General features: G+C 67.7%; 13 protein-coding genes and 3 tRNA genes. 10 read left to right on the forward strand and 6 right to left on the reverse strand.

What is annotated here, in order from left to right; translation table 11 throughout:
• Positions 1 to 27: 27 nt before the first annotated feature.
• Positions 28 to 621 carry an imidazoleglycerol-phosphate dehydratase HisB gene (hisB, locus tag QWG60_RS01425; RefSeq protein ID WP_035594728.1) on the reverse strand — a complete coding sequence of 198 codons (594 nt, stop codon included), beginning with the start codon at positions 619 to 621 and terminating at the stop codon, positions 28 to 30.
• Positions 622 to 796: 175 nt separating this feature from the next.
• On the opposite strand from hisB, the gene QWG60_RS01430 reads away from it, so the two are divergent.
• The 7 genes from QWG60_RS01430 to QWG60_RS01460 all read left to right on the forward strand — a co-directional run bounded on the left by QWG60_RS01430 (position 797) and on the right by QWG60_RS01460 (position 5,467).
• A complete protein-coding gene (locus tag QWG60_RS01430; protein WP_035594730.1) occupies positions 797 to 1,249 on the forward strand; it encodes an acetyl-CoA sensor PanZ family protein in 453 nt (150 codons plus the stop codon).
• Positions 1,246 to 3,588 (forward strand): AsmA family protein, encoded by a 2,343-nt coding sequence (locus QWG60_RS01435; protein ID WP_146908923.1) that lies wholly within the window; start codon positions 1,246 to 1,248, stop codon positions 3,586 to 3,588. Before QWG60_RS01430 ends, QWG60_RS01435 begins: the two co-directional genes overlap by 4 nt.
• A 68-nt stretch (positions 3,589 to 3,656) precedes the next feature.
• A complete protein-coding gene (gene mutY / locus QWG60_RS01440) occupies positions 3,657 to 4,772 on the forward strand; it encodes an A/G-specific adenine glycosylase (RefSeq protein WP_046078123.1) in 1,116 nt (371 codons plus the stop codon).
• Between the two features lie 3 nt (positions 4,773 to 4,775).
• Positions 4,776 to 5,048, forward strand: coding sequence for an oxidative damage protection protein (locus QWG60_RS01445; protein WP_035594738.1), 273 nt, complete (start codon positions 4,776 to 4,778; stop codon positions 5,046 to 5,048).
• 93 nt (positions 5,049 to 5,141) lie between these two features.
• Positions 5,142 to 5,217 (forward strand) — tRNA-Phe (locus QWG60_RS01450).
• A 3-nt stretch (positions 5,218 to 5,220) separates the two neighbouring features.
• Positions 5,221 to 5,295: transfer RNA gene (locus QWG60_RS01455), tRNA-Gln, on the forward strand.
• 96 nt (positions 5,296 to 5,391) lie between these two features.
• Positions 5,392 to 5,467, forward strand: a tRNA-Thr gene (locus QWG60_RS01460).
• Between the two features lie 941 nt (positions 5,468 to 6,408).
• Here the strand turns inward: QWG60_RS01460 and QWG60_RS01465 are convergent.
• Positions 6,409 to 8,091: a sensor domain-containing diguanylate cyclase gene (locus tag QWG60_RS01465; protein ID WP_146908925.1), complete on the reverse strand. Its 1,683-nt coding sequence runs from the start codon at positions 8,089 to 8,091 to the stop codon at positions 6,409 to 6,411.
• Between the two features lie 653 nt (positions 8,092 to 8,744).
• Between QWG60_RS01465 and thpD the strand changes: the two genes are divergently transcribed.
• Together thpD and QWG60_RS01475 are read left to right on the forward strand one after the other, a co-directional pair.
• Entirely contained in the window at positions 8,745 to 9,743 is a 999-nt protein-coding gene (thpD, locus tag QWG60_RS01470) for an ectoine hydroxylase (RefSeq protein ID WP_146908927.1), read from the forward strand.
• Positions 9,744 to 9,813: 70 nt separating this feature from the next.
• Entirely contained in the window at positions 9,814 to 10,479 is a 666-nt protein-coding gene (locus QWG60_RS01475; protein ID WP_035594743.1) for a fumarylacetoacetate hydrolase family protein, read from the forward strand.
• A 96-nt stretch (positions 10,480 to 10,575) separates the two neighbouring features.
• On the opposite strand, the gene QWG60_RS01480 is transcribed toward QWG60_RS01475, so the two are convergent.
• The 4 genes from QWG60_RS01480 to QWG60_RS01495 all read right to left on the reverse strand — a co-directional run bounded on the left by QWG60_RS01480 (position 10,576) and on the right by QWG60_RS01495 (position 16,486).
• Positions 10,576 to 12,918: a glucose/quinate/shikimate family membrane-bound PQQ-dependent dehydrogenase gene (locus QWG60_RS01480; RefSeq protein WP_046078121.1), complete on the reverse strand. Its 2,343-nt coding sequence runs from the start codon at positions 12,916 to 12,918 to the stop codon at positions 10,576 to 10,578.
• Between the two features lie 181 nt (positions 12,919 to 13,099).
• Positions 13,100 to 15,019, reverse strand: a complete 1,920-nt coding sequence (gene speA / locus QWG60_RS01485; protein ID WP_046078120.1) for a biosynthetic arginine decarboxylase — start codon at positions 15,017 to 15,019, stop codon at positions 13,100 to 13,102.
• Positions 15,016 to 15,975, reverse strand: coding sequence for a homoserine kinase (locus QWG60_RS01490; RefSeq protein WP_146908929.1), 960 nt, complete (start codon positions 15,973 to 15,975; stop codon positions 15,016 to 15,018). Before QWG60_RS01490 ends, speA begins: the two co-directional genes overlap by 4 nt.
• Positions 15,976 to 16,192: 217 nt before the next feature.
• Positions 16,193 to 16,486 carry a DUF2782 domain-containing protein gene (locus QWG60_RS01495; RefSeq protein WP_146908931.1) on the reverse strand — a complete coding sequence of 98 codons (294 nt, stop codon included), beginning with the start codon at positions 16,484 to 16,486 and terminating at the stop codon, positions 16,193 to 16,195.
• Between the two features lie 182 nt (positions 16,487 to 16,668).
• Between QWG60_RS01495 and polA the strand changes: the two genes are divergently transcribed.
• On the forward strand, positions 16,669 to 19,443 hold the full coding sequence (gene polA, locus QWG60_RS01500; protein ID WP_146908934.1) for a DNA polymerase I: 2,775 nt from the start codon (positions 16,669 to 16,671) through the stop codon (positions 19,441 to 19,443).
• Positions 19,444 to 19,521: the final 78 nt, after the last annotated feature.

Genomic DNA, 19,521 nt, shown 5'->3' on the forward strand with positions numbered 1-19,521 from the left:
GGACGCTCCTCGTGTCGGTCGGCGGGATCACAGGCTGCCCTTGGTGGACGGCATCTGGCCGGCCATGCGCGGGTCTTCGGCGGCGGCCATGCGCAGCGCCCGGCCGAAGGCCTTGAAGATGGTTTCCGCCTGATGGTGGGCGTTGAAGCCCTTCAGGTTGTCGATGTGCAGGGTGACCTTGGCGTGGTTCACGAAGCCCTGGAAGAACTCCCAGAACAGCTGGGTATCCAGGCGGCCGATGCTGGCGCGGGTGAACTCGACGTCCATGAACAGGCCCGGGCGCCCGGAGAAGTCTACCACGACCCGCGACAGCGCCTCGTCGAGCGGCACGTAGGCGTGGCCGTAGCGGTAGATGCCGCGCTTGTCGCCGATCGCCTGGTCGAAGGCCTGGCCCAGGGTGATGCCGAGATCCTCGACGGTGTGGTGGTCGTCGATGTGCAGGTCGCCCACTGCCTTGATCTCGAGGTCGATCATGCCGTGGCGGGCGACCTGGTCGAGCATGTGGTCGAGGAAGGGGACGCCGGTCTCGCAGACCAGCTGGCCCTTGCCGTCGAGGTTCACGGTGACCGTGATCTGGGTTTCCTTGGTGTCGCGGGTGACCGTGGCGATACGCTCGGACATGTCGGGTCTCCAGCGCCTGGGCGCGTGTCGTGATGGGGGGGCCGCCGTCGGGGCGGAAAAGACGGGGCGGCCCCGCCGTTGCAAGGCTGCCATTATAGTGAAACGCTACCCCCATTCGCTACAATGCCCCAACCATGCGGCAGGCCCGGCCTGCCTCTTTCAGGGAGATACCTGCATGCCGGTCACGCTACAGCGCGTCGATCAAGCGACCTGGGAAGCGGACGCCCAGGTACGCCACGATCTGACACGCATCTACGCCGATGCCCCCGCCGAGCGCCTGCCGGCCCCGCCCGAGCGATTCGTCGACGACCATCTGGCCGCCGAGCGCTTCTTCTTCTGTGCCCGTTTCAATGATCGTCTGCTGGGGGCGCTGGCCGTCTCCCCGGATGACCAGGCCTGGTGGCTGTCGCACCTGTGCGTGCGCCAGACCACCCGCCGCCGCGGCGTCGGCTCGCGGCTGCTGGCCCTCACCGGCGAGGCCGCCCACGCCGACGGCCGCCGGCTGCGCGTGCTGGCCTCCCAGCTGCCCATGGCCGATCAGGTGCTGCTGAGCCGCATGGGCTACCGCCTGACCCAGGAAGGCGACTACTTCGAACTGGATCTCTCGCCCAAAGGAGCCGGGCAATGAAGCGAATCCTGCGTACTCTGCTGGCCGCCATCGGGGTCCTCGGCCTGGTGCTGGTCGGTGCCGTGGTGTTCATCACCACCTTCTTCGACCCCGAGGACCTCAAGCCACGACTGGTCGACGTCGTGCGCGAGCACAGCGGGCTGGAGCTGGAGCTGGACGGCCCGCTGAGCTGGTCCTTCTACCCGCGGCTGGGTGTCGGCGTGGAAAGCGCCGAGGCGCGCCTGCCGGAACAGGTCGTCGACGACGCGCCCTTCGCCGCCTTCGACCACGCCGAGGTCAGCCTGGCGATGGCCCCGCTGCTGCGCGGCGAGATCGCCATCGACGGCCTGACCCTCGAGGGGGTCGACCTCAACCTCGAGCGCAACGCCGAGGGGCGTGGCAACTGGGAGGCGCTGATCGAGCGCCTGCGCAACCGCGGCGAGCAGGCCGAGGCGGTGCTGGCGCCGGCCAGCGCCGGCCCCAACCCTCGTGGCGATGCCAGCGCCCTGGACGTGGCGCTGAACATCGCCAGCGTGCAGGTGCGCGGCGGCCGCATCGACTATCGCGACGTCCAGGCCGGGCGAGAGATAACGCTCTCGGACGTCGACATCACCGGCAGCAACGTCAATCCCGATCATCCCTTCCCGCTCAGCGCCAGCCTCGACGTCGCGCTGCGCGACGGGCTGGGTGCCGAGACGCCGCAGCTGGCCAGCGAGCTGAGTCTCGAGACACGGGTCAGCCTGGGGCTGGCCGAGGGGCGTCATGTGCTCCAGGGGCTGGCGCTGGACACCCATACCCGCCTCGACGGTGCCGACGAAGCCCAGCGGCTCGAGCTCGCCGCCGACGAGCTGGTGCTCGATCTCTCCGGCGACCGGGTGCGGGTGAATGGTGGCCAGCTGGAGGCCGGCCTGATGGGCCCGCGGCTGGGCGAGCAGCGCCTGCCGCTGTCGCTGGCCTTCGGTCTCGACGCCGACCTGGCCGCCCGAAGCGCTCGCCTGAGCGAGCTGGCGCTGAGCGGGCCCGACGGCCTCGACCTCCAGGGCAACCTGACGCTGACCGAGCTGGTCGAGGCGCCGGCCTACGAGGGCCAGTTGAGCCTCGCCGAGCTCTCGCTACGGCCCTGGCTGGAGCGCTTCGACGCTCTGCCGGACATGGCCGCCGACGCGGCCCTGAGCCAGGTGGCGCTGACCAGCCCCATCGAAGGCGACCTGGAGCGCGTCACCCTCGACGGCCTTAACCTCAAGCTCGACGGCAGCACCTTCAACGGTCGCCTGGGGGCGAACCTCGACGGCACGCGCCTGGAGGCCGACCTGCAGGGCGACCGTCTGAACATGGACGACTACCTGCCGGCCGCTGATCCTTCCGCCGAGACCGCCGGCGGCCCGAGCCTGCCGGGCGTGGGGCGTGCCCTGGCTCAGGACGCACGGCAGGCGCTGCTGCCCGCCGACTGGCTGGCCACGCTTTCCCTCGACGCCGAGCTGAGCCTCGGCGAATTGATCCTGATGGATCAGAGCTTCAGCGACGTCAGCCTGACGCTGGCCGGGAATAACGGCCGTCAGCGGCTGGTGAACTTTGCGTCCGGCCTCCACGAGGGCCGTCTCTCGGCCACCGGCGAGCTGGACGCCCGCGAGACGCCGCTGCGCTGGCAGCTGTCGCCGCGCGTCGAGAACCTGCGTCTGGGCTCGCTGCTGACTTCGCTGGGCGAGGAGCCGGCGCCGCTGGAAGGCAGGCTGAGCGCCGAGGGCGAGCTGACGACCCGCGGCAACAGCGTGCCCGAGCTCAAGCGTGCCCTGAACGGTCGGCTCGCCACGCGCCTGGCCGAGGGGCGCATTCCCGGCGTCAACGTCTCCCAGGAGCTGTGCACCACCACCGCGCGCCTGGAAGGCGAGAGCACCAGCCGCGACTGGGCCCCGGACACCCGCTTCCAGCGCGCCGAGGCCAGCTTCCGCATCCGCGATGGCGTGGCCGAGAGCGATGACCTGAATGTCGCCATCCCCGGCATCGGCCTGGGCGGCGAGGGCAGCTTCGACCTGACCAGCGAGCGCTTCGCCCTGCGCGCCAACGCCCGCTTCACCGGCGAGGACGTGGACGCCGCCTGCGAGGTCAATCGGCGGCTGGTCGACGTGCCCTTCCCGGTGCGCTGCGAGGGTCAGCTGGGCGGCGACAGCGGCGAGTGGTGTCGCTTCGACCGCGACGCCTTCCGCTCCACGCTGGGCGACCTGCTGCGCGAGGAAGTCTCTCAGCGCGCCAACGACAAGCTGCGCGAGAGCCTCGGCAACGCGGTGGAAAAACTCGACGAACGCATCGGCGATGATTCGCGTCGGGAACTTCGCGACGCCCTCGATGGTCTCTTCAATTGAGCAAGCAATAGCCAGTCCCTGCGCCGACTCTTATAGTCGGCGCTTTTTTTCGTGCCGAGACAATGCCCATGACGGAGACGCCCCCCGCCATCCTGCCTCCCGACACCTTCCAGCGACGCCTGCTCGAGTGGTTCGACGTCCACGGCCGCCACGACCTGCCCTGGCAGCACGAGCGCACGCCCTACCGGGTGTGGGTCTCGGAGATCATGCTGCAGCAGACCCAGGTCGCCACCGTGATTCCCTACTTCGAGCGCTTCATGGAGCGCTTCCCCGACGTGCGCTCGCTGGCGGCCGCCGAGCAGGACGAGGTGCTGCATCTATGGACCGGGCTCGGCTACTACGCCCGCGGGCGCAACCTGCACAAGGCCGCCCAGGTAGTCGTAGAAGAACACGACGGCGAGTTCCCGGTGCACAGCCTCGACGCCATGGCCGCGCTGCCCGGCATCGGCCGCTCCACCGCCGGCGCGGTGATCGCCCAGAGCACCGGCCGGCGGGCGGTGATCCTCGACGGCAACGTCAAGCGCGTGCTCACGCGGCTGCACGCCGTGGAAGGCTGGCCCGGCCGGCCCGCGGTGGAGCGTGAGCTGTGGGGCCTCGCCGAGCACTACACGCCCGAGCGCCGGGTGGTCGACTTCACCCAGGCGATGATGGATCTGGGCGCCACCCTGTGCCGTCGCGGCCAGCCCGACTGCGAGCGCTGCCCCTTCAATGACGTGTGCGTGGCCCGGGCACGCGGCGAGCAGAAGCGCTTTCCGGAGTCCAAGCCCAGGAAGGCCATTCCCACCCGCACCACCACCATGCTGCTGCTGCAGGACGAGGCCGGGCGGGTACTGCTCGAGCAGCGCCCCTCCAGCGGCCTGTGGGGCGGGCTGTGGAGCCTGCCGCAGTTCGATACCTCGCTGGAGCTGCGCGCCTGGCTCGACCACCACGCCCCCGGTGCTAGCCTGGAAGCGCCCTGGGAGGCCTTCACCCACGTGTTCAGCCATTTCCGCCTCGAGATCACCCCGCAGCCGGCGCGGGTGAGCCGGCTCGACGGCGTGGGCGAGGCGCGGCGCTGGTTCGACCCCGCCGAGCCGGACAGCATCGGCCTGGCCGCGCCGGTGAAAGGCTTGCTGGACGCGCTGCGCCCCTTCACCCTGAGCGTCCAGGACGCGCCCCATTCTTCCTCATCCCAGGAGCCATGACCGATGAGCCAGACCGTCTTCTGCCGCAAGTACCAGCAAGAACTCGAGGCCCTGCCGTTCCCGCCGCTGCCGGGCAAGAAGGGCCAGGAGATCCAGGCCACCGTTTCGAAGCAGGCCTGGGAGGAGTGGCAGGCCCTGCAGACCCGCCTGATCAACGAGAAGCACCTCAACATGCTCGAGCCCTCGGCGCGCGAGTACCTGATGGAGCAGCTGGAGCGTTTCCTCGATAACGAGCAGACCGATCAGGCGGAAGGCTTTGTGCCGCCCGAAAAGTAGGCGTGACGGGGCCTGCAGCCGTCTTCCAACTTTTTGAATCGAAAAGAGTTGACGACAGCGGGCCATTACGGTTTAATACGCACCGTTGGCGAGGGCCAGATAGCTCAGTCGGTAGAGCAGGGGATTGAAAATCCCCGTGTCGGCGGTTCGATTCCGTCTCTGGCCACCACGTTGGGGTATAGCCAAGCGGTAAGGCACCGGTTTTTGGTATCGGCATGCGCAGGTTCGAATCCTGCTACTCCAGCCACGCCAACATAAGTTTTCGAGAAGCCGTGAACGAAGGTTCACGGTTTTTCTCGCTCAGGGAGGATCTTTCCTCCTCGCATGGGTTGCAGGCGCCGTTGCCGGCATAGCTCAGTTGGTAGAGCAACTGACTTGTAATCAGTAGGTCCCGGGTTCGACTCCTGGTGCCGGCACCATTTAAAGTGCTTTGCGATCAACGCGTTAGAGCGACATCTAAACCGCCCTTGAAGGCGGTTTTTTTGTGCGTGTCAACAAAGTGTCAACGCCTCCCTTCCTCGAAGCAAAAAAAGCCCCTCGGGACATGAGAGGCTGAAAGCCGTACCAAGCGGGGGAATGCTTTGACGGCAAGAAAAAATAAATGAAATAAAGTTTCAAATAAAGCAAATTATTGTTAGTTAACAAATGCTTACCTTGGCTCCGTTTCCTCGTGAAGCTTGGCGATCGCTCGAGACGAGCGACAACCTCGAGGGGGCGGGAGCGAAGTGGCCGTAGCGCAGGGGGGGGCATGGATATCGAGGGGGCCGGCGCTCTCCTTCCGGCAAAAAAAAGACCCGCCGGAGAGGGCGGGTCAGACGGCTTGCGAGCAGGGACATTCGTTAAGCCTGCTCATCATACCCAACGGAGGCATTCTCCATGCTGGAGTATGCGCCCTCATTCAGGGGGTGTTTGCACTCAAGTTGTTGATACGCCTGCCGAAGCAAAAAAAGCCCGCCAAACGGCGAGCCGGAATCTCGGATTTTCCCAAAGCCAGATCCATATCACGTGTCACCTCGTGATAGAGCCATTCTAACTTCGGATTCTTGCACTTGGATGACGTCGGACCTGGGGTGTCCGGCTTCGGACAAAAAAAGCCCGCCGGGGCTGGCGGGCAAAGGGACTTACAGGACAGGGAACTCGGTAAGTGTGCTAACTGTACCGCTCCGACTCCGCGGCGCCCATCCAAGAATCTGCATGGCTCCGTTAGCGTGGGTCTATCGCCGCACCACCGCTCTGGCAAGCAGTGACTCGTTGGATGGCGAGCCAACGTGCCGGGGGAGTCCCGGCGCCTAGACACGATTCCCGTGATGAGCCTCTCGAGGCAGGCGCGTGTCTTCATCCCGCGAGGACAGGGGCGCGTCTAGAGGCAGCTGATCCGGTCGCGGCCATTGCGCTTGGCGGTGTACAGGGCGGTGTCGGCACGCTTGAACAGCTGCGCATGGGTTTCCCCCCTGTGATGCTCGCTGACGCCGCCGCTGACGGTGACCTGGAGTGACTGACCGTCCTCCAGGGTGAGGCGGCCGGCGTCCACATGTTCGCGCACCCGCTCCAGGACGGCGACGGCCCCCGGGGTGCGGGTACCACGCAGTACCACCACGAATTCCTCGCCGCCGGTGCGTGCCACCAGGTCGTCCTCGCGCAGGCTCTCGGCGACCCGTCCGCTCAGCCACTGGAGCACGGTGTCGCCGGCGTCGTGGCCATGCAAGTCGTTGATCCGCTTGAAGTGGTCGATGTCGATCACGGCGAGGGAGAAAGGCTCGTCACGGGCCTCGTGGGCATCGATCAACGCTTCGACGTGCTGGTCCAGATAGGCGCGGTTGGGCAGGCCGGTCAGGTAGTCGCGCAGTGCCTTGTTGGCCATGCGGTCGAGCTCCTGGCGGACCTGCTCGATCTCCGCCTCGTCGGTGATCACGCGCTCCACCGCGTCGGCGATCAGCCGCACCAGCTCGATCTCCATCTGGTCGAAGGGTTCCTGGCGCGGCTGGGCGCTGGAGAAGTTGAGCGTGCCCCAGACCTCGCCGTTGAGGCGCAGCGGCGTACCGATGTAGGTCTCCAGCCCGAAGGTCTGGTAGCAGGGATGGCCACTGATGCGCGTGTCCTGGCCGGCCGCATTGGTGTGGAAGACGTCCTCGGTATCGAGCATCACGCGGCAGTAAGTATCGCCCAGGGCAAAGGTGTCGCCCGGCGAGAGGTCCGCCACGTCGGAGGCGGCCCACTTGAGGATGTACTGCTCGTCGATGATGCGGCTGACCAGGCCGATATCCAGAGACAGATAGGCGAGCGCGTCGCGCAGCAGTTGATCGACGATCTTGTCGGGGCCGATGTCGGTGCGGTTCGTGCTGCTGTGCACGTCGCGCAGCAGCTGGATCATGGCGCGGTACTCGGAGATGTCCTGGATGATCGCGTACAGGCCGACCACCTCGCCCTCCAGGAAATCGGGCGTGTAGTGCACCTTGAAGTAGCAGGTGCGGCCATCCGCGAGGGTCAGGCGATCCTCATAGGTGATCTCCTCGCCCGCCAGCGCTCGCTGCAGGCGCGGCTGGATGCGCTCGAAGGAGGCGGGCGTCATCACCGTGGCGACCGGCCTGCCGTACAGCGACTCGCGATCGATGCCGATGAAGTCCACATAGGCCTGGTTGTTGAAGCGGAAGCAGAACTCACGATCGACGTAGGCCACCATGATGGGCAGCTGATCGGCGAGCCGTCCGATGATGCCCTGGTCGACTTTCATGGTCGTGGTGAGCTTGATGACGAAGCTGCCATCGGCGAGGCCATAGTAGCTGCCGGCGCCGTCCTCGAACCCCCAGGTCTCGCCGGGGCGAATCTCCTGGCGCGCCAGGCTTTCGGCCACGGCGCCACCGAGCCGGGCGCGTATGTCCTTGAGCTCGGGCAGGGCCATGCCGATAAGCGCCGCCGGTTCCCGGTCCAGCAGCATCCGGGTATCGCCCAGGGCGTCGATGATGCGCTGGTCGCGCGAGACATGCAGGTAGGCGGATTGCGAGAGGCTGAGCACCTCCTCCCACCAGGCAGGTTGGTTGGCCACGCTGGATCACCCTTGTGGAGCTTTTGTCGACGATGTTCTTACTCTGCCTCTGTCGCACGCGCGGGTCTATGAGCGATTTTGCGAATATTGATCGTGGGCCGTCATCGAGTCTGTGGTGGTGCGATTCGTTGCTCGATGCCCCTATCCCGAGACGAAAAAAAGCCCGCCCCGGAGGGGCGGGCCAACCTCGCATCTGGTGTGATGCTCGCTCTGCCTGATCACGAGCACGCCTCGTGATGGTTCCATCCTGGCCCCGTTGTCTTGCAATGAGATGACAGGGCTGGGCGGGCCCCGATGATATCGCGCACAAAAAAGACCCGCCGGGACTGGGCGGGTCATGTAAGGCTTACCAAGCGGGGAACTCGAGTAAGCCAAGCTATCATCCCATGTTGCTTATATGACTAATGTTTAAAAATGCCAACATTCTTGCCCGCTTTTTATTGCTCAAGCGTTCAGCGATGCCGCCGGCAGGCCGACCCGACCCGACCCGACCCGACCCGACCCGAGCCGGCATCGGCAACGAGCCCTTGAAATGCCGCCAGGGCGTCGCCAGTGTACGGCCCTGGGGCCGCCATGGCCCCGGCCGTGCGGCTGACCGCCGTCGGTAGCGAGATCGAATCTGAACCCCATTCCGACTGCAAAGGAGGTAGTGGATGTCAGTGCAGACATCGTCCGACCGACCGCATCATCAGGCGACTCCGTTCGATATCGTCGATTCCCCGGATCCCCAGAGCCGGGTGCGCAGCGCCCCACGCCCCGGCGAGGACCCGTATCCCACCCGGCTGTCCGAGCCCCTCGACCTGCCGTGGCTGAGTCGCCACGAGCCGGTGGTGAAGGGTCATGACGGCGAGGGCCCGCTCTCCGCGGCGCAGCTCGACGCGTTCGAGCGCCAGGGCTTCCTGTTCGAGCCCGATTTCCTCACGGGCGACGAGCTCGACGAGCTGCGTCGGGAGCTCAAGGTGCTGCTCGAGAACGACGCCTATCGCGGCCGCGATTTCAGCATCACCGAGCCCCGGGGCAATGAGATCCGCTCGCTGTTCGCCGTGCACTTCCTGTCGAAGGTCTTCGGCCGCCTGACCCATGATCCGCGCCTGACCGGTCGCGCCCGGCAGATCCTCGGCGGCGAGCCCTACGTGCATCAGTCGCGCATCAACTACAAGCCGGGCTTCGAGGGGCAGGGCTTCAACTGGCACTCCGACTTCGAGACCTGGCACGCGGAGGACGGCATGCCGGCCATGCACGCGGTGAGCGCCTCCATCGTGCTGACCGACAATCACGCCTTCAACGGCCCGCTGATGCTGGTGCCGGGCTCCCACCGGGTGTTCGTGCCCTGCCTGGGCGAGACGCCGGAGGACCATCACAAGCAGTCGCTCAAGACCCAGGAGGTCGGGGTGCCGAGCCGCGAGGCGCTACGCCGGCTGATCGATCGGCACGGCATCGAGGCGCCCACCGGCGCCGCCGGCGGGCTGCTGCTGTTCGACTGCAACACCCTGCACGGCTCCAACGCCAACATGTCCCCGGATCCGCGCAGCAATGCCTTCTTCGTCTACAACCGCCGCGACAACCGCTGTGTCGAGCCCTTCGCCGCCGGCAAGCGCCGGCCGCGTTTCCTGGCGCATGCGCCCGACGAGGCCTGGACGCCGGAGGACTGACGCCGCGCCACCCCTGGGCGTAGACTGAACGGCAGTGTCGTTCCATTCGTCAGCCAGGAGTCGCATCGTCATGCGTTTCATTCCCCGTTTCACCGATGGCCGGGCCTGTCCCCAGCCGCTGGGCAAGATCGTCTGCGTCGGTCGCAACTACGCCGAGCATGCCCGGGAGCTCGACAATCCGGTGCCCAGCGAGCCGCTGCTGTTCATCAAGCCGGCCACCAGCGCGGTGAGCCTCGAGGAGGCGATCGATGCGCCCTTCGCCCGTGGCGAGGTGCACTTCGAGACCGAGCTGGCGCTGCTGGTGGGCGAGACGCTGAAGGACGTCGGCGCCGCCGAGGCGGAGCGGGCCATCGTCGGTATCGGCCTGGCGCTGGACCTGACCCTGCGCGACGTCCAGGGCAAGCTCAAGGAGAAGGGCCATCCCTGGGAGGTGGCCAAGGGCTTCGATGGTGCCTGTCCGATGTCCGCCTTCCTGCCGCTCGGCGAGGTGCCGAACTGGAGCGCCCTGGCCTTCACCCTGGCGGTGGACGGCGAGGAGCGCCAGCACGGCCACGGCGCGGACATGCTGTTTCCGGTGCCCGATCTGGTCGCCGAGATGAGTCGCCATTTCACCCTGGAACCGGGCGACGTGGTACTCACCGGCACGCCCGCCGGCGTCGGCGAGCTTCCCCGCGGCGCCGAGCTGCGCCTGTCGCTGACCGGCGGGCTGGAGGTCGTGACCCGCGTGGTCGATTGACGCGACGCGAGGGCTCGGAAACGCGAAGGCCCCCGCCGGCATTGCCGGCGGGGGCCTCGTCGTGAGAGGGCGCCTCGGGCGAGGTGCCCCTGGCCGTTACTGCTGGGGCAGCTTGTAGGCCATCACGTAGTCACCGATGGTGGTGCCGATGGAGCCATGCCCCCCCGCGACCTGGACGACCATCTGCTCGCCCTGGCTGTTGAGGTAGGTCATGGGCGTGGCCTGGCCGCCGGCCGGCAGGCGGGTTTCCCACAGCTGCTCGCCGGTCTCGAGGTCGTAGCCGCGCAGGTAGTCGTCCACGCTGGCGGCCAGGAACACCACGCCGCTGTCGGTGATCACCGGACCGCCGATACCGGGCACGCCCAGGCGGATCTTCAGCGGCAGCGCGGTCATGTCCTCGACGGTGCCGTTCTTGTGCTGCCAGGCGACCTCACCGGTACGCAGGTCGGTGCCGGCCACGTAGCCCCACGGGGGCTGCTGGCAGGGCACGCCGAACGGCGACAGGAAGGGCTTCATCTCGACGGCGTAGTCGGCGCCGGCGTTCTCGTTGAGGCCCTGCTCGCCCTGGTTGGTCTCGCCCAGGTCGGCGCCGTCCTTCGGCACCAGGGTGGAGGTGAAGGCTAGGTAGAGCGGCATGCCGAACATCACCTGACGCTTCGGATCCACTGCCAGGCTGCCCCAGTTGAAGACGCCGAAGTTGCCCGGGAACACGATGGTGCCCTGCTCGGAGGGCGGCGTGTACTGGCCTTCGTAGCGCAGCGACTTGAACTGGATGCGGCACATCAGCTGGTCGAAGGGCGTGGCGCCCCACATGTCCGCTTCGCGCAGGGTCGGCGGACGGAATGTCAGGTCGGAGATCGGTTGGGTCTCGGCGGCGTGGTCGCCCTCGATAGTGCCCTGGGGCGCCGGCCGCTCGGAGATCGGGAAGATCGGCTCGCCGGTCTCGCGGTTCAGAACATAGACGTCGCCCTGCTTGGTGGGAATCACCAGTGCCGGTTGGCGGCCCTCGTCGGTGTCGAGGTCCAGCAGGCTCGGCTGGGCCGGGGTGTCCATGTCCCACAGGTCGTGGTGCACGAACTGCTGGACCCACTCGACCTGGCCGGTCTCGAGGCTCAGCGCCACCACCGAGCTGGCATAGGTCTCCTCGGCTTCGCTGCGGTACATGCCCAGCTGGTCCGGGGTGCGGTTGCCCATCGGGAAGTAGACCATGCCCAGCTCCTCGTCGGCGCTGGCGATCGACCAGCTGTTCGGCGAGCTGGTGCTGTAGGTCTCGTCCTCGGCGATCGGGGCGGTATCATCCGGATGGGCCGGATCCCAGTTCCACACCAGCTCACCGGTCTTGGCGTCGTAGGCACGGATCACGCCGGACGGCGAGTTGACGGCGTAGTTGTCGTTGACCGCACCGGCGACCACGACCTTGCCATCGGCCACCACGGGGGGGGAGGTGGAGTAGTAGAAGCCGGCCTGCTTGTACGGCATGTTGTGCATCAGGTCCAGCTCGCCGTTGTCGGCGAAGTTGGCGCAGCGGGCACCAGTGTTCGGATCCACCGCCAGCAGGCGGGCGTCTGAGGTCGGCATGAACAGCTGGGCGTCGCACTGGATCGGAGCGCGATCCTCGGCCGGGGCGCTGGCAATCTGCACGTCGAGGCTGTCGGCGTCGCCCTCGGCCGGCGGCAGGTAGGACACGCCGCGGCAGGTCTGGTGCTGGCGCGAGCTTTCGTCCGGCACCTTGGCGTCATACACCCACTGTTCCTCGCCGGTGTCGGCGTCCAGCGCGATCAGCCAGTTGTGCGGAGTGCACAGGAACAGCGAGTTGTCGATCTTGAGCGGAGTGACCTCGTAGGTGGTCTCGGTGACGTCCTCCGGGCGCTTCACGTCGCCGGTCTGGTACTGCCAGGCCAGCTCCAGGTCGGCCACGTTCTCGGGCGTGATCTGGTCCAGCGGCGAGAAGCGCTGGCCCATGTTGCTGCGCCCGTAGTCGTGCCAGCTTTCCTCGGGGCTGTCGCCGAGGTCGGGGGTCTCGTTGACGACCTCTCGGTTCAGCTCGCCGTCGATGCGGTGCGGGTCCACGGCCATGCTGCCCAGCAGCCCCACGCCGACGATCGCCCAGACCGGTAGCAGCACGGCGGTGCCGAAGCGCGAGCCGCCCTTGGCCGGCCACAGCAGCGGGATGGCGAGCAGCAGGAAGATGCCCAGGCGCGGCGCCAGCGCCCACCAGTCATAGCCCGATTCCCACAGCGACCAGGCGGCGGTCGCCACCAGGAACAGCGCGTACAGCAGTTGGGCCTTGGGACGGCGCGAGCGCGTCATGGCGCCGACGGCGATCAGCACGATGCCGGACAGGGCGTAGTACCAGCTGCCGTCGAGAGTGACCAGCCACAGGCCGCCCCCGAGCAGGGCCAGCCCCGCCAGCCAGAAAATGAGGGAAAGTATGATCATGATCCCATGCTCCTTGCTCCTTGCGAATAACAATGCGATGCACCCTATGGTAAATCATTAGGGTGCAAATCAAAATGACATCGACAGTTCGTCGCCAGCTGTCGCCCCCGCCATCACGATGCCACCCCTTCACTATGGTCTAATGAAGGAGAGGCGTCAGGCGCGGTCGGTCAATGGCGAGTCATTCGAGGTAGGTATAGCCCTCGAGCCCCTCCGAGAGGTCGTCGAGGAAGCGCGCCTGCTCATCGGCCGTAAGGCCGCTGGCGGCGAGCTGGTCGGCGAGGCGCTGGCGCAGCACCTCGGCGTCGAAGTCCACGTAGCCGAGCACATCGGCCACCCGGTCGCCGCGGCGCCGATGGTCGAGGCGCCAGGCGCCGGTCGCGTCCAGCGACGCATCCACCGAGTCGGTGTCGCCGAACAGGTTGTGCAGGTCGCCGAGGATCTCCTGGTAGGCGCCGACCAGGAAGAAGCCTAGCAGGCGTTCCTCGTCGTCGCCCCACTCGGGCAGCGGCAGGGTGGCCTCGACGCCTTCGCCGTCCACGTAGCCGTCGATGCGGCCGTCGCTGTCGCAGGTGATGTCCTGCACGACCGCGCGCCGGGCGGGCGGACGGTCCAGGCCGGAAAGCGGCAGCACCGGGAAGATCTGATCGATCCCCCAGACATCGGGCACCGACTGGAACAGCGAGAAGTTGACGAACAGCTTGTCGGCCAGCTTCTCGGCCAGTTCGTCGTGGATCTCGCGATGGGCGCGGTTGCGCGGGTCGAGGCGCTCGCGCAGGCGGGCGCAGGCAGCGGTGTAGACGCCTTCGCCCTCGGCGCGGGCCTCGAGCCCGGCCAGCCCCATCACGAAGCGCTCCTGCAGCTCGCCGATGGCCTGGCCCAGGTCGTGCCAGGCCTCGACCAGCCCGCGTGGCGCGGGGGACTCGGCCAGGGCGTCGTGGACCCGCCACAGCTCGGCGACCTGCGGGTCGCCCTCGACCCGGGCGGCTGGTGCCCGGGTCTCGGCGCGCTCCTCGCCGATCACGTTGGTGATCAGCACCGCATGATGGGCGGTTAGGGCGCGGCCCGACTCGCTGATCAGGTGCGGATGAGGCAGCCCCTCGGCGTCGCATACCTGGGCGAAGGCCGCGACCACGTTGCGGGCGTACTCGCGCATCGAGTAGTTGATCGAGCAGAAGCTGCGCGAGCGGGTGCCCTCGTAGTCGATGCCGAGCCCGCCGCCCACGTCCACGGTATCCACCGGCGCGCCCAGCGCGATCAGGCTCTGGTAGAAGCGGGCGCACTCGCGCAGGCCGCGCTGGATGTCGCGGATGTTGGCGATCTGCGAGCCCAGGTGGAAGTGCACCAGCTGCAGGCTGGCCAGGGCGTCGGCCTCGCGCAGCCGCTCGACCACGGCCTGGATCTGCCCGGCGGTGAGGCCGAACTTGGACTTCTCGCCGCCGGTATTCTGCCACTTGCCCTTGCCCACCGAGGCCAGCCGGGCGCGCAGGCCGATGCGCGGCCGCACGCCGAGGCGGTCGGCTTCCTCGAGGATCAGCGGCAGCTCCGAGAGCTTCTCCACCACCAGATAGACGCGATGGCCGAGCTTCTCGCCCATCAGCGCCAGGCGGATGTACTCGCGGTCCTTGTAGCCGTTGCAGACGATCAGCGAGGGGCCGTCGCCGGACAGCGCCAGCACCGCCAGCAGCTCAGGCTTGCTGCCGGCCTCCAGGCCGACCCGGTCGTGGCCGCGTTCGCGGGTGGCGAGGATCTCCTCGACCACCCGGCGCTGCTGGTTGACCTTGATCGGGTAGACCGCGGTATAGCCGCCGCCGAAGCCTTCCTCCGCCATGACCCCGTCGAAGGCGGCACACAGCTGCTCGACGCGGTCATGGAGGATGTCGGTGAAGCGGACCAGCACCGGCAGCCGCAGGCCGGCCTCGCGCAGCTGCGCGATCAGCGGCGCGAGCGGCAGGGCGGGGCCCTCGTCCTCGCCGTGAGGGCGCACCAAGGCCCGGCCGTCGTCGGCCACGTCGAAGTAGCCGCTGCCCCACTGGTCGATGTTCCAGGTGTGCCGGGCGCGCTGCGCGGGTCCGGCCATGCTGCCCATGGTCAGGCTCATCGAGCGGCCTCGAGCAGCGGCAGGGCGCCTTCGGCGATACGCCGCTTGAGCACGCCGCGGAACGCCTCCGGGTCATGAGGCGTGAGGTCATGGGCGGGCGGGTCGACATAGACCACCAGCAGCCGCGACAGCCAGTAGCGCAGCGCGGTCATGCGCAGCATCATCGGCCAGGCCTCGCGTTCGCTCTCCTCCAGCGGACGCCGCGCCTGATAGGCGCCGAGCAGCGCCTCGTAGCGCGCCGGGTCGAGCCGGCCGTCGGCCTCGGTGGCCCAGTCGTTGATCACGATGGCCAGGTCGAACAGCAGGTCGCCGGTGCAGCCGTTGTAGAAGTCGATCAGCCCGCCCAGCTCGTCGCCGTCGAACAGGGTGTTGTCGCGGAACAGGTCGCCGTGGATCGCGCCCTGGGGCAGCGTCGGCGCATCGCCGAAGAAGCCCTGGTAGATCTCCACCTCGTCCTTCATCAGCGCCTGGTCCTCAGGAGAGAGGTAGGCCAGCACCTTGTGGTGCATCGGCAGCAGCCAGTGCAGGTCGCGCGGGTTGGGCCGGTGCCCCGGGAAGCGCTGCGAGACCCGGTGCATGCGGCCCAGGGCGTCGCCCAGCGCCCGGCATTGGGCGAGGTTGGGCGCCTCGGGATGCTTGCCGGGCAGGCGCGGGAACAGCAGCGCCGGCTTGCCGGCCAGGCTGTGCAGGGCGATGCCGTCACGGTCGTGGAGCGGCCCGGGCACGGGCAGGCGATGCTCGTCCAGGTAGTCGAGCAGCTCGACGAAGAACGGCAGCTCTTCGTGCTCGCCCTGCTCGAACAACGTGAGCACCAGCTCGCGACGGTCGGTGGTGACGAAGAAGGTGCTGTTCTCGGTGCCGGCGGGCACGCCCTTGCAGGCGATGAGCGAGCCGGCATCGAACTGGCTCAGGAACGTCTCGACCTGGGAGTCGGTCAGCGGTGTGAATACGGCCATGGATGTCTCGCCCGGGTATGCGAAGCCGCCTATTGTAGCGGCTTGGCGGCGTGATGCACGAACCGGGTAGGAAGGGCGGCAACGTCACGGAGCATGGCTGATCCGGCGACAGGTCTGCGAGGGGCGCTATGAACCCATCCGTGGGCGCTACTTTGGCCATCCCTGGCCAAAAACCCCCTCTACGACCTGTCCCCGGCGCCGCCTGGTTGTCCCGGCCTCAGAAACGCTTGATGACCCACTCGGGCACGGCGATGCGCTGGCCGTTCTGGCGTTCGAAGTCGCCGTCGCCGTCGCGGTCGACGAGGTAGTAGGAGGGCCCGGTGGCGGGCTTGATCTCGATGGCGTAGAGCTCGCCGTTGACTCGGTACTCGCGGATGGTGCGGTCTTCTTCCTGGCGGATGGTGACGTCCGGCTCGACGTCGGTGCTGGACTGGGCCAGGGCCGGCAGGGCGGCGGTGACGAGGGCCAGGCCGGCCAGCGGCGCGAGCAGCGCGGAGCGTATGAGGTTCATGGTGTTCTCCTGACCATGGGGTTGCCCCCAGTGTATGCCCTTGGCGGTCGACCACGCATGCTTTGCCCGGCAAATCGCCTCGGCAATGCGTATCATGACTGACCAGAGTCAGGGGCGGCGTTCGTGATGACCGCCGCTCCCGACACGTGATCATCTGCCCAGCCTGCAAGGGATGCCGATTCATGGCCGACACCCCCATCGTCCTCGTCGACGGTTCCTCCTATCTCTACCGCGCCTTTCACGCCCTGCCGCCGCTGACCACCTCCGAGGGTCTGCCCACCGGCGCCGTCAAGGGCGTGCTCAACATGCTCAAGCGGCTGATCAAGGACTACCCCGACAGCCCCATGGCGGTGGTGTTCGATGCCCCGGGCAAGACCTTCCGCGACGAGCTCTACGCCGAATACAAGGCCCAGCGCCCGCCGATGCCGGACGACCTGCGTGACCAGGTCCAGCCGCTGCACGACTGCGTGCGCGCCCTCGGCCTGCCGCTGCTGTGCATCCAGGGCGTGGAGGCCGACGACGTCATCGGCACCCTGGCGCGCCACGCCACCGAGGCCGGACGCGACGCCGTGATCTCCACCGGCGACAAGGACATGGCCCAGCTGGTCAATGCCCACATCACCCTGGTCAACACCATGAAGGACGAGACCCTCGACGTGGCCGGGGTGAAGGAGAAGTTCGGGTTGCCGCCGGAGCGGATCATCGACTTCCTGGCGCTGATGGGCGACAAGGTCGACAACATTCCCGGCGTGCCGGGGGTCGGCGAGAAGACCGCCCTGGGGCTGCTGCAGGGCATGGAGGGCGGCCTCGAGACCGTCTACGCCGACCTGGAAAAGGTCAAGACGCTGGGCTTTCGCGGCGCCAAGACGCTGCCCAAGAAGCTCGAGGAGCACCGCGACCAGGCCTTCCTGTCCTACGAGCTGGCCACCATCAAGACCGACTGCGAGCTGCCGGTGGGCCTCGACGACCTGGACATCGCCCACCCTGACCGCGAGTCGCTGGCCGAGCTCTATCGCCGCCTGGAGTTCATGGCCTGGCTGTCCGAGCTTCTGGAAGGCAAGGACAAGGGGGTCGATGACGCCTCGTCGGGCGAGGGCGCCGAAGGCGGCGAGAGCGGTGGAGAACGCGAGGGCGAGAGCGGCGGCGCCGAGCGCGAGGATGTGGTGATCCTCGAGCAGGCCGACCTCGACGCCTGGCTTGCGCGTTTGAAGGAGGCCGAGGCCTTCTGCTTCGATCTCGAGACCACCAGCCTCGACTACATGGAGGCCGAGATCGTCGGCGTCGGGCTGTCCCTCGAGCCCGGCGAGGCCGCCTACATCCCGCTGGCCCACGACTACCTGGATGCGCCGGCCCAGCTCGATCGCAAGGCCGTGCTCGAGGCGCTGACGCCGCTGTGGGCGGACGCCGGCAAGGCCAAGATCGGCCAGAACCTCAAGTACGACATCTCGGTGCTGGCGCGTCACGGCATCGAGGTGGCGGGAGCCCTCGAGGACACCATGCTCGAGTCCTACGTGCTGGATTCCACCGCCACCCGCCACGACATGGACTCGCTGGCGCTCAAGTACCTGGGCGAGAAGACGGTCAGCTTCGAGGACATCGCCGGCAAGGGCGTCAAGCAGCTGACCTTCAACCAGATCGCCCTGGAGCAGGCCGCGCCCTACGCCTGCGAGGACGTCGACATCACCCTGCGCCTGCACCGCGAGCTGCGCCCGCGGGTCGAGGCCGAGGGGCGCCTGGCCGAGGTGCTCGACAGACTGGAGCGCCCGCTGATCCGGGTGCTGTCGCGCATGGAGCGCGGCGGCGTGGCGCTGGACGCCGAGCGCCTGCACGCCCAGAGCCAGGAGCTCGGCCAGCGCATCGGCGAGCTCGAGCAGCAGGCCTTCGAGCTCGCCGGGCGCGAGTTCAACCTGGGCTCGCCCAAGCAGCTCGGCCAGATCCTGTTCGAGGAACAGAAGATCCCGGTGATCAAGAAGACGCCCAAGGGCGCGCCGTCCACCGCCGAGGCCGTGCTCGAGGAGCTGGCGCTGGACTACCCGCTGCCCAAGGTGATCATGGAACACCGCGGCCTCTCCAAGCTGCGCTCCACCTACACCGACAAGCTGCCGAAGCTGGTCAACAAGGCCACCGGCCGGCTGCACACCAGCTACCACCAGGCGGTCACCGCCACCGGGCGGCTGTCGTCCTCCGATCCCAACCTGCAGAACATCCCGATCCGCACCGAGCAGGGGCGCAAGATCCGCCAGGCCTTCGTCGCGCGGCCCGGCTATCGCATCGTCGCCGCCGACTACTCGCAGATCGAGCTGCGCATCATGGCGCACCTGTCCGGCGACAAGGGGCTGCTCGAGGCCTTCGCCGCCGACCGCGACATCCACGCCGCCACCGCCGCCGAGGTGTTCGGCGTGGGGCTCGACAAGGTCTCCCCGGACCAGCGCCGCAGCGCCAAGGCGATCAACTTCGGGCTGATCTACGGCATGAGCGCCTGGGGCTTGGGCCGCCAGCTGCACATCGAGCAGAAGCAGGCCAAGACCTACATCGACCGCTACTTCGACCGCTATCCCGGCGTGGCCCGCTACATGGAGCGCATCCGCGCCCAGGCGGCCGAGGACGGTTTCGTCGAGACGGTGCTCGGCCGGCGCCTCTACCTGCCGGAGATCCACTCCCAGAACCGTGCCCGTCGCCAGGGCGCCGAGCGCACCGCCATCAACGCGCCCATGCAGGGCACCGCGGCGGACATCATCAAGCGCGCCATGATCGACGTCGACGCCTGGCTGGCCGAGGGCGAGGTCGACGCCATGATGGTCATGCAGGTCCACGACGAACTGGTGTTCGAGGTCGCCGAAGACGCCGTCGACACCTTCATTCCCGAGGTGAAGCGGCGCATGCAGGCTGCCGCCGAGCTCGATGTGGCGCTGATCGTCGAGGCCGAGAGCGGCGTTAACTGGGACGAGGCGCACTGACACGTTCATCGTGCCATGCTGTGTGAATGGCTGTGAGAACACCGGTGGGTCACGAGGGCCCGATCGAACAAGGAGGAG

Source organism: Halomonas halophila (assembly GCF_030406665.1).
GTDB lineage: Bacteria > Pseudomonadota > Gammaproteobacteria > Pseudomonadales > Halomonadaceae > Halomonas > Halomonas halophila.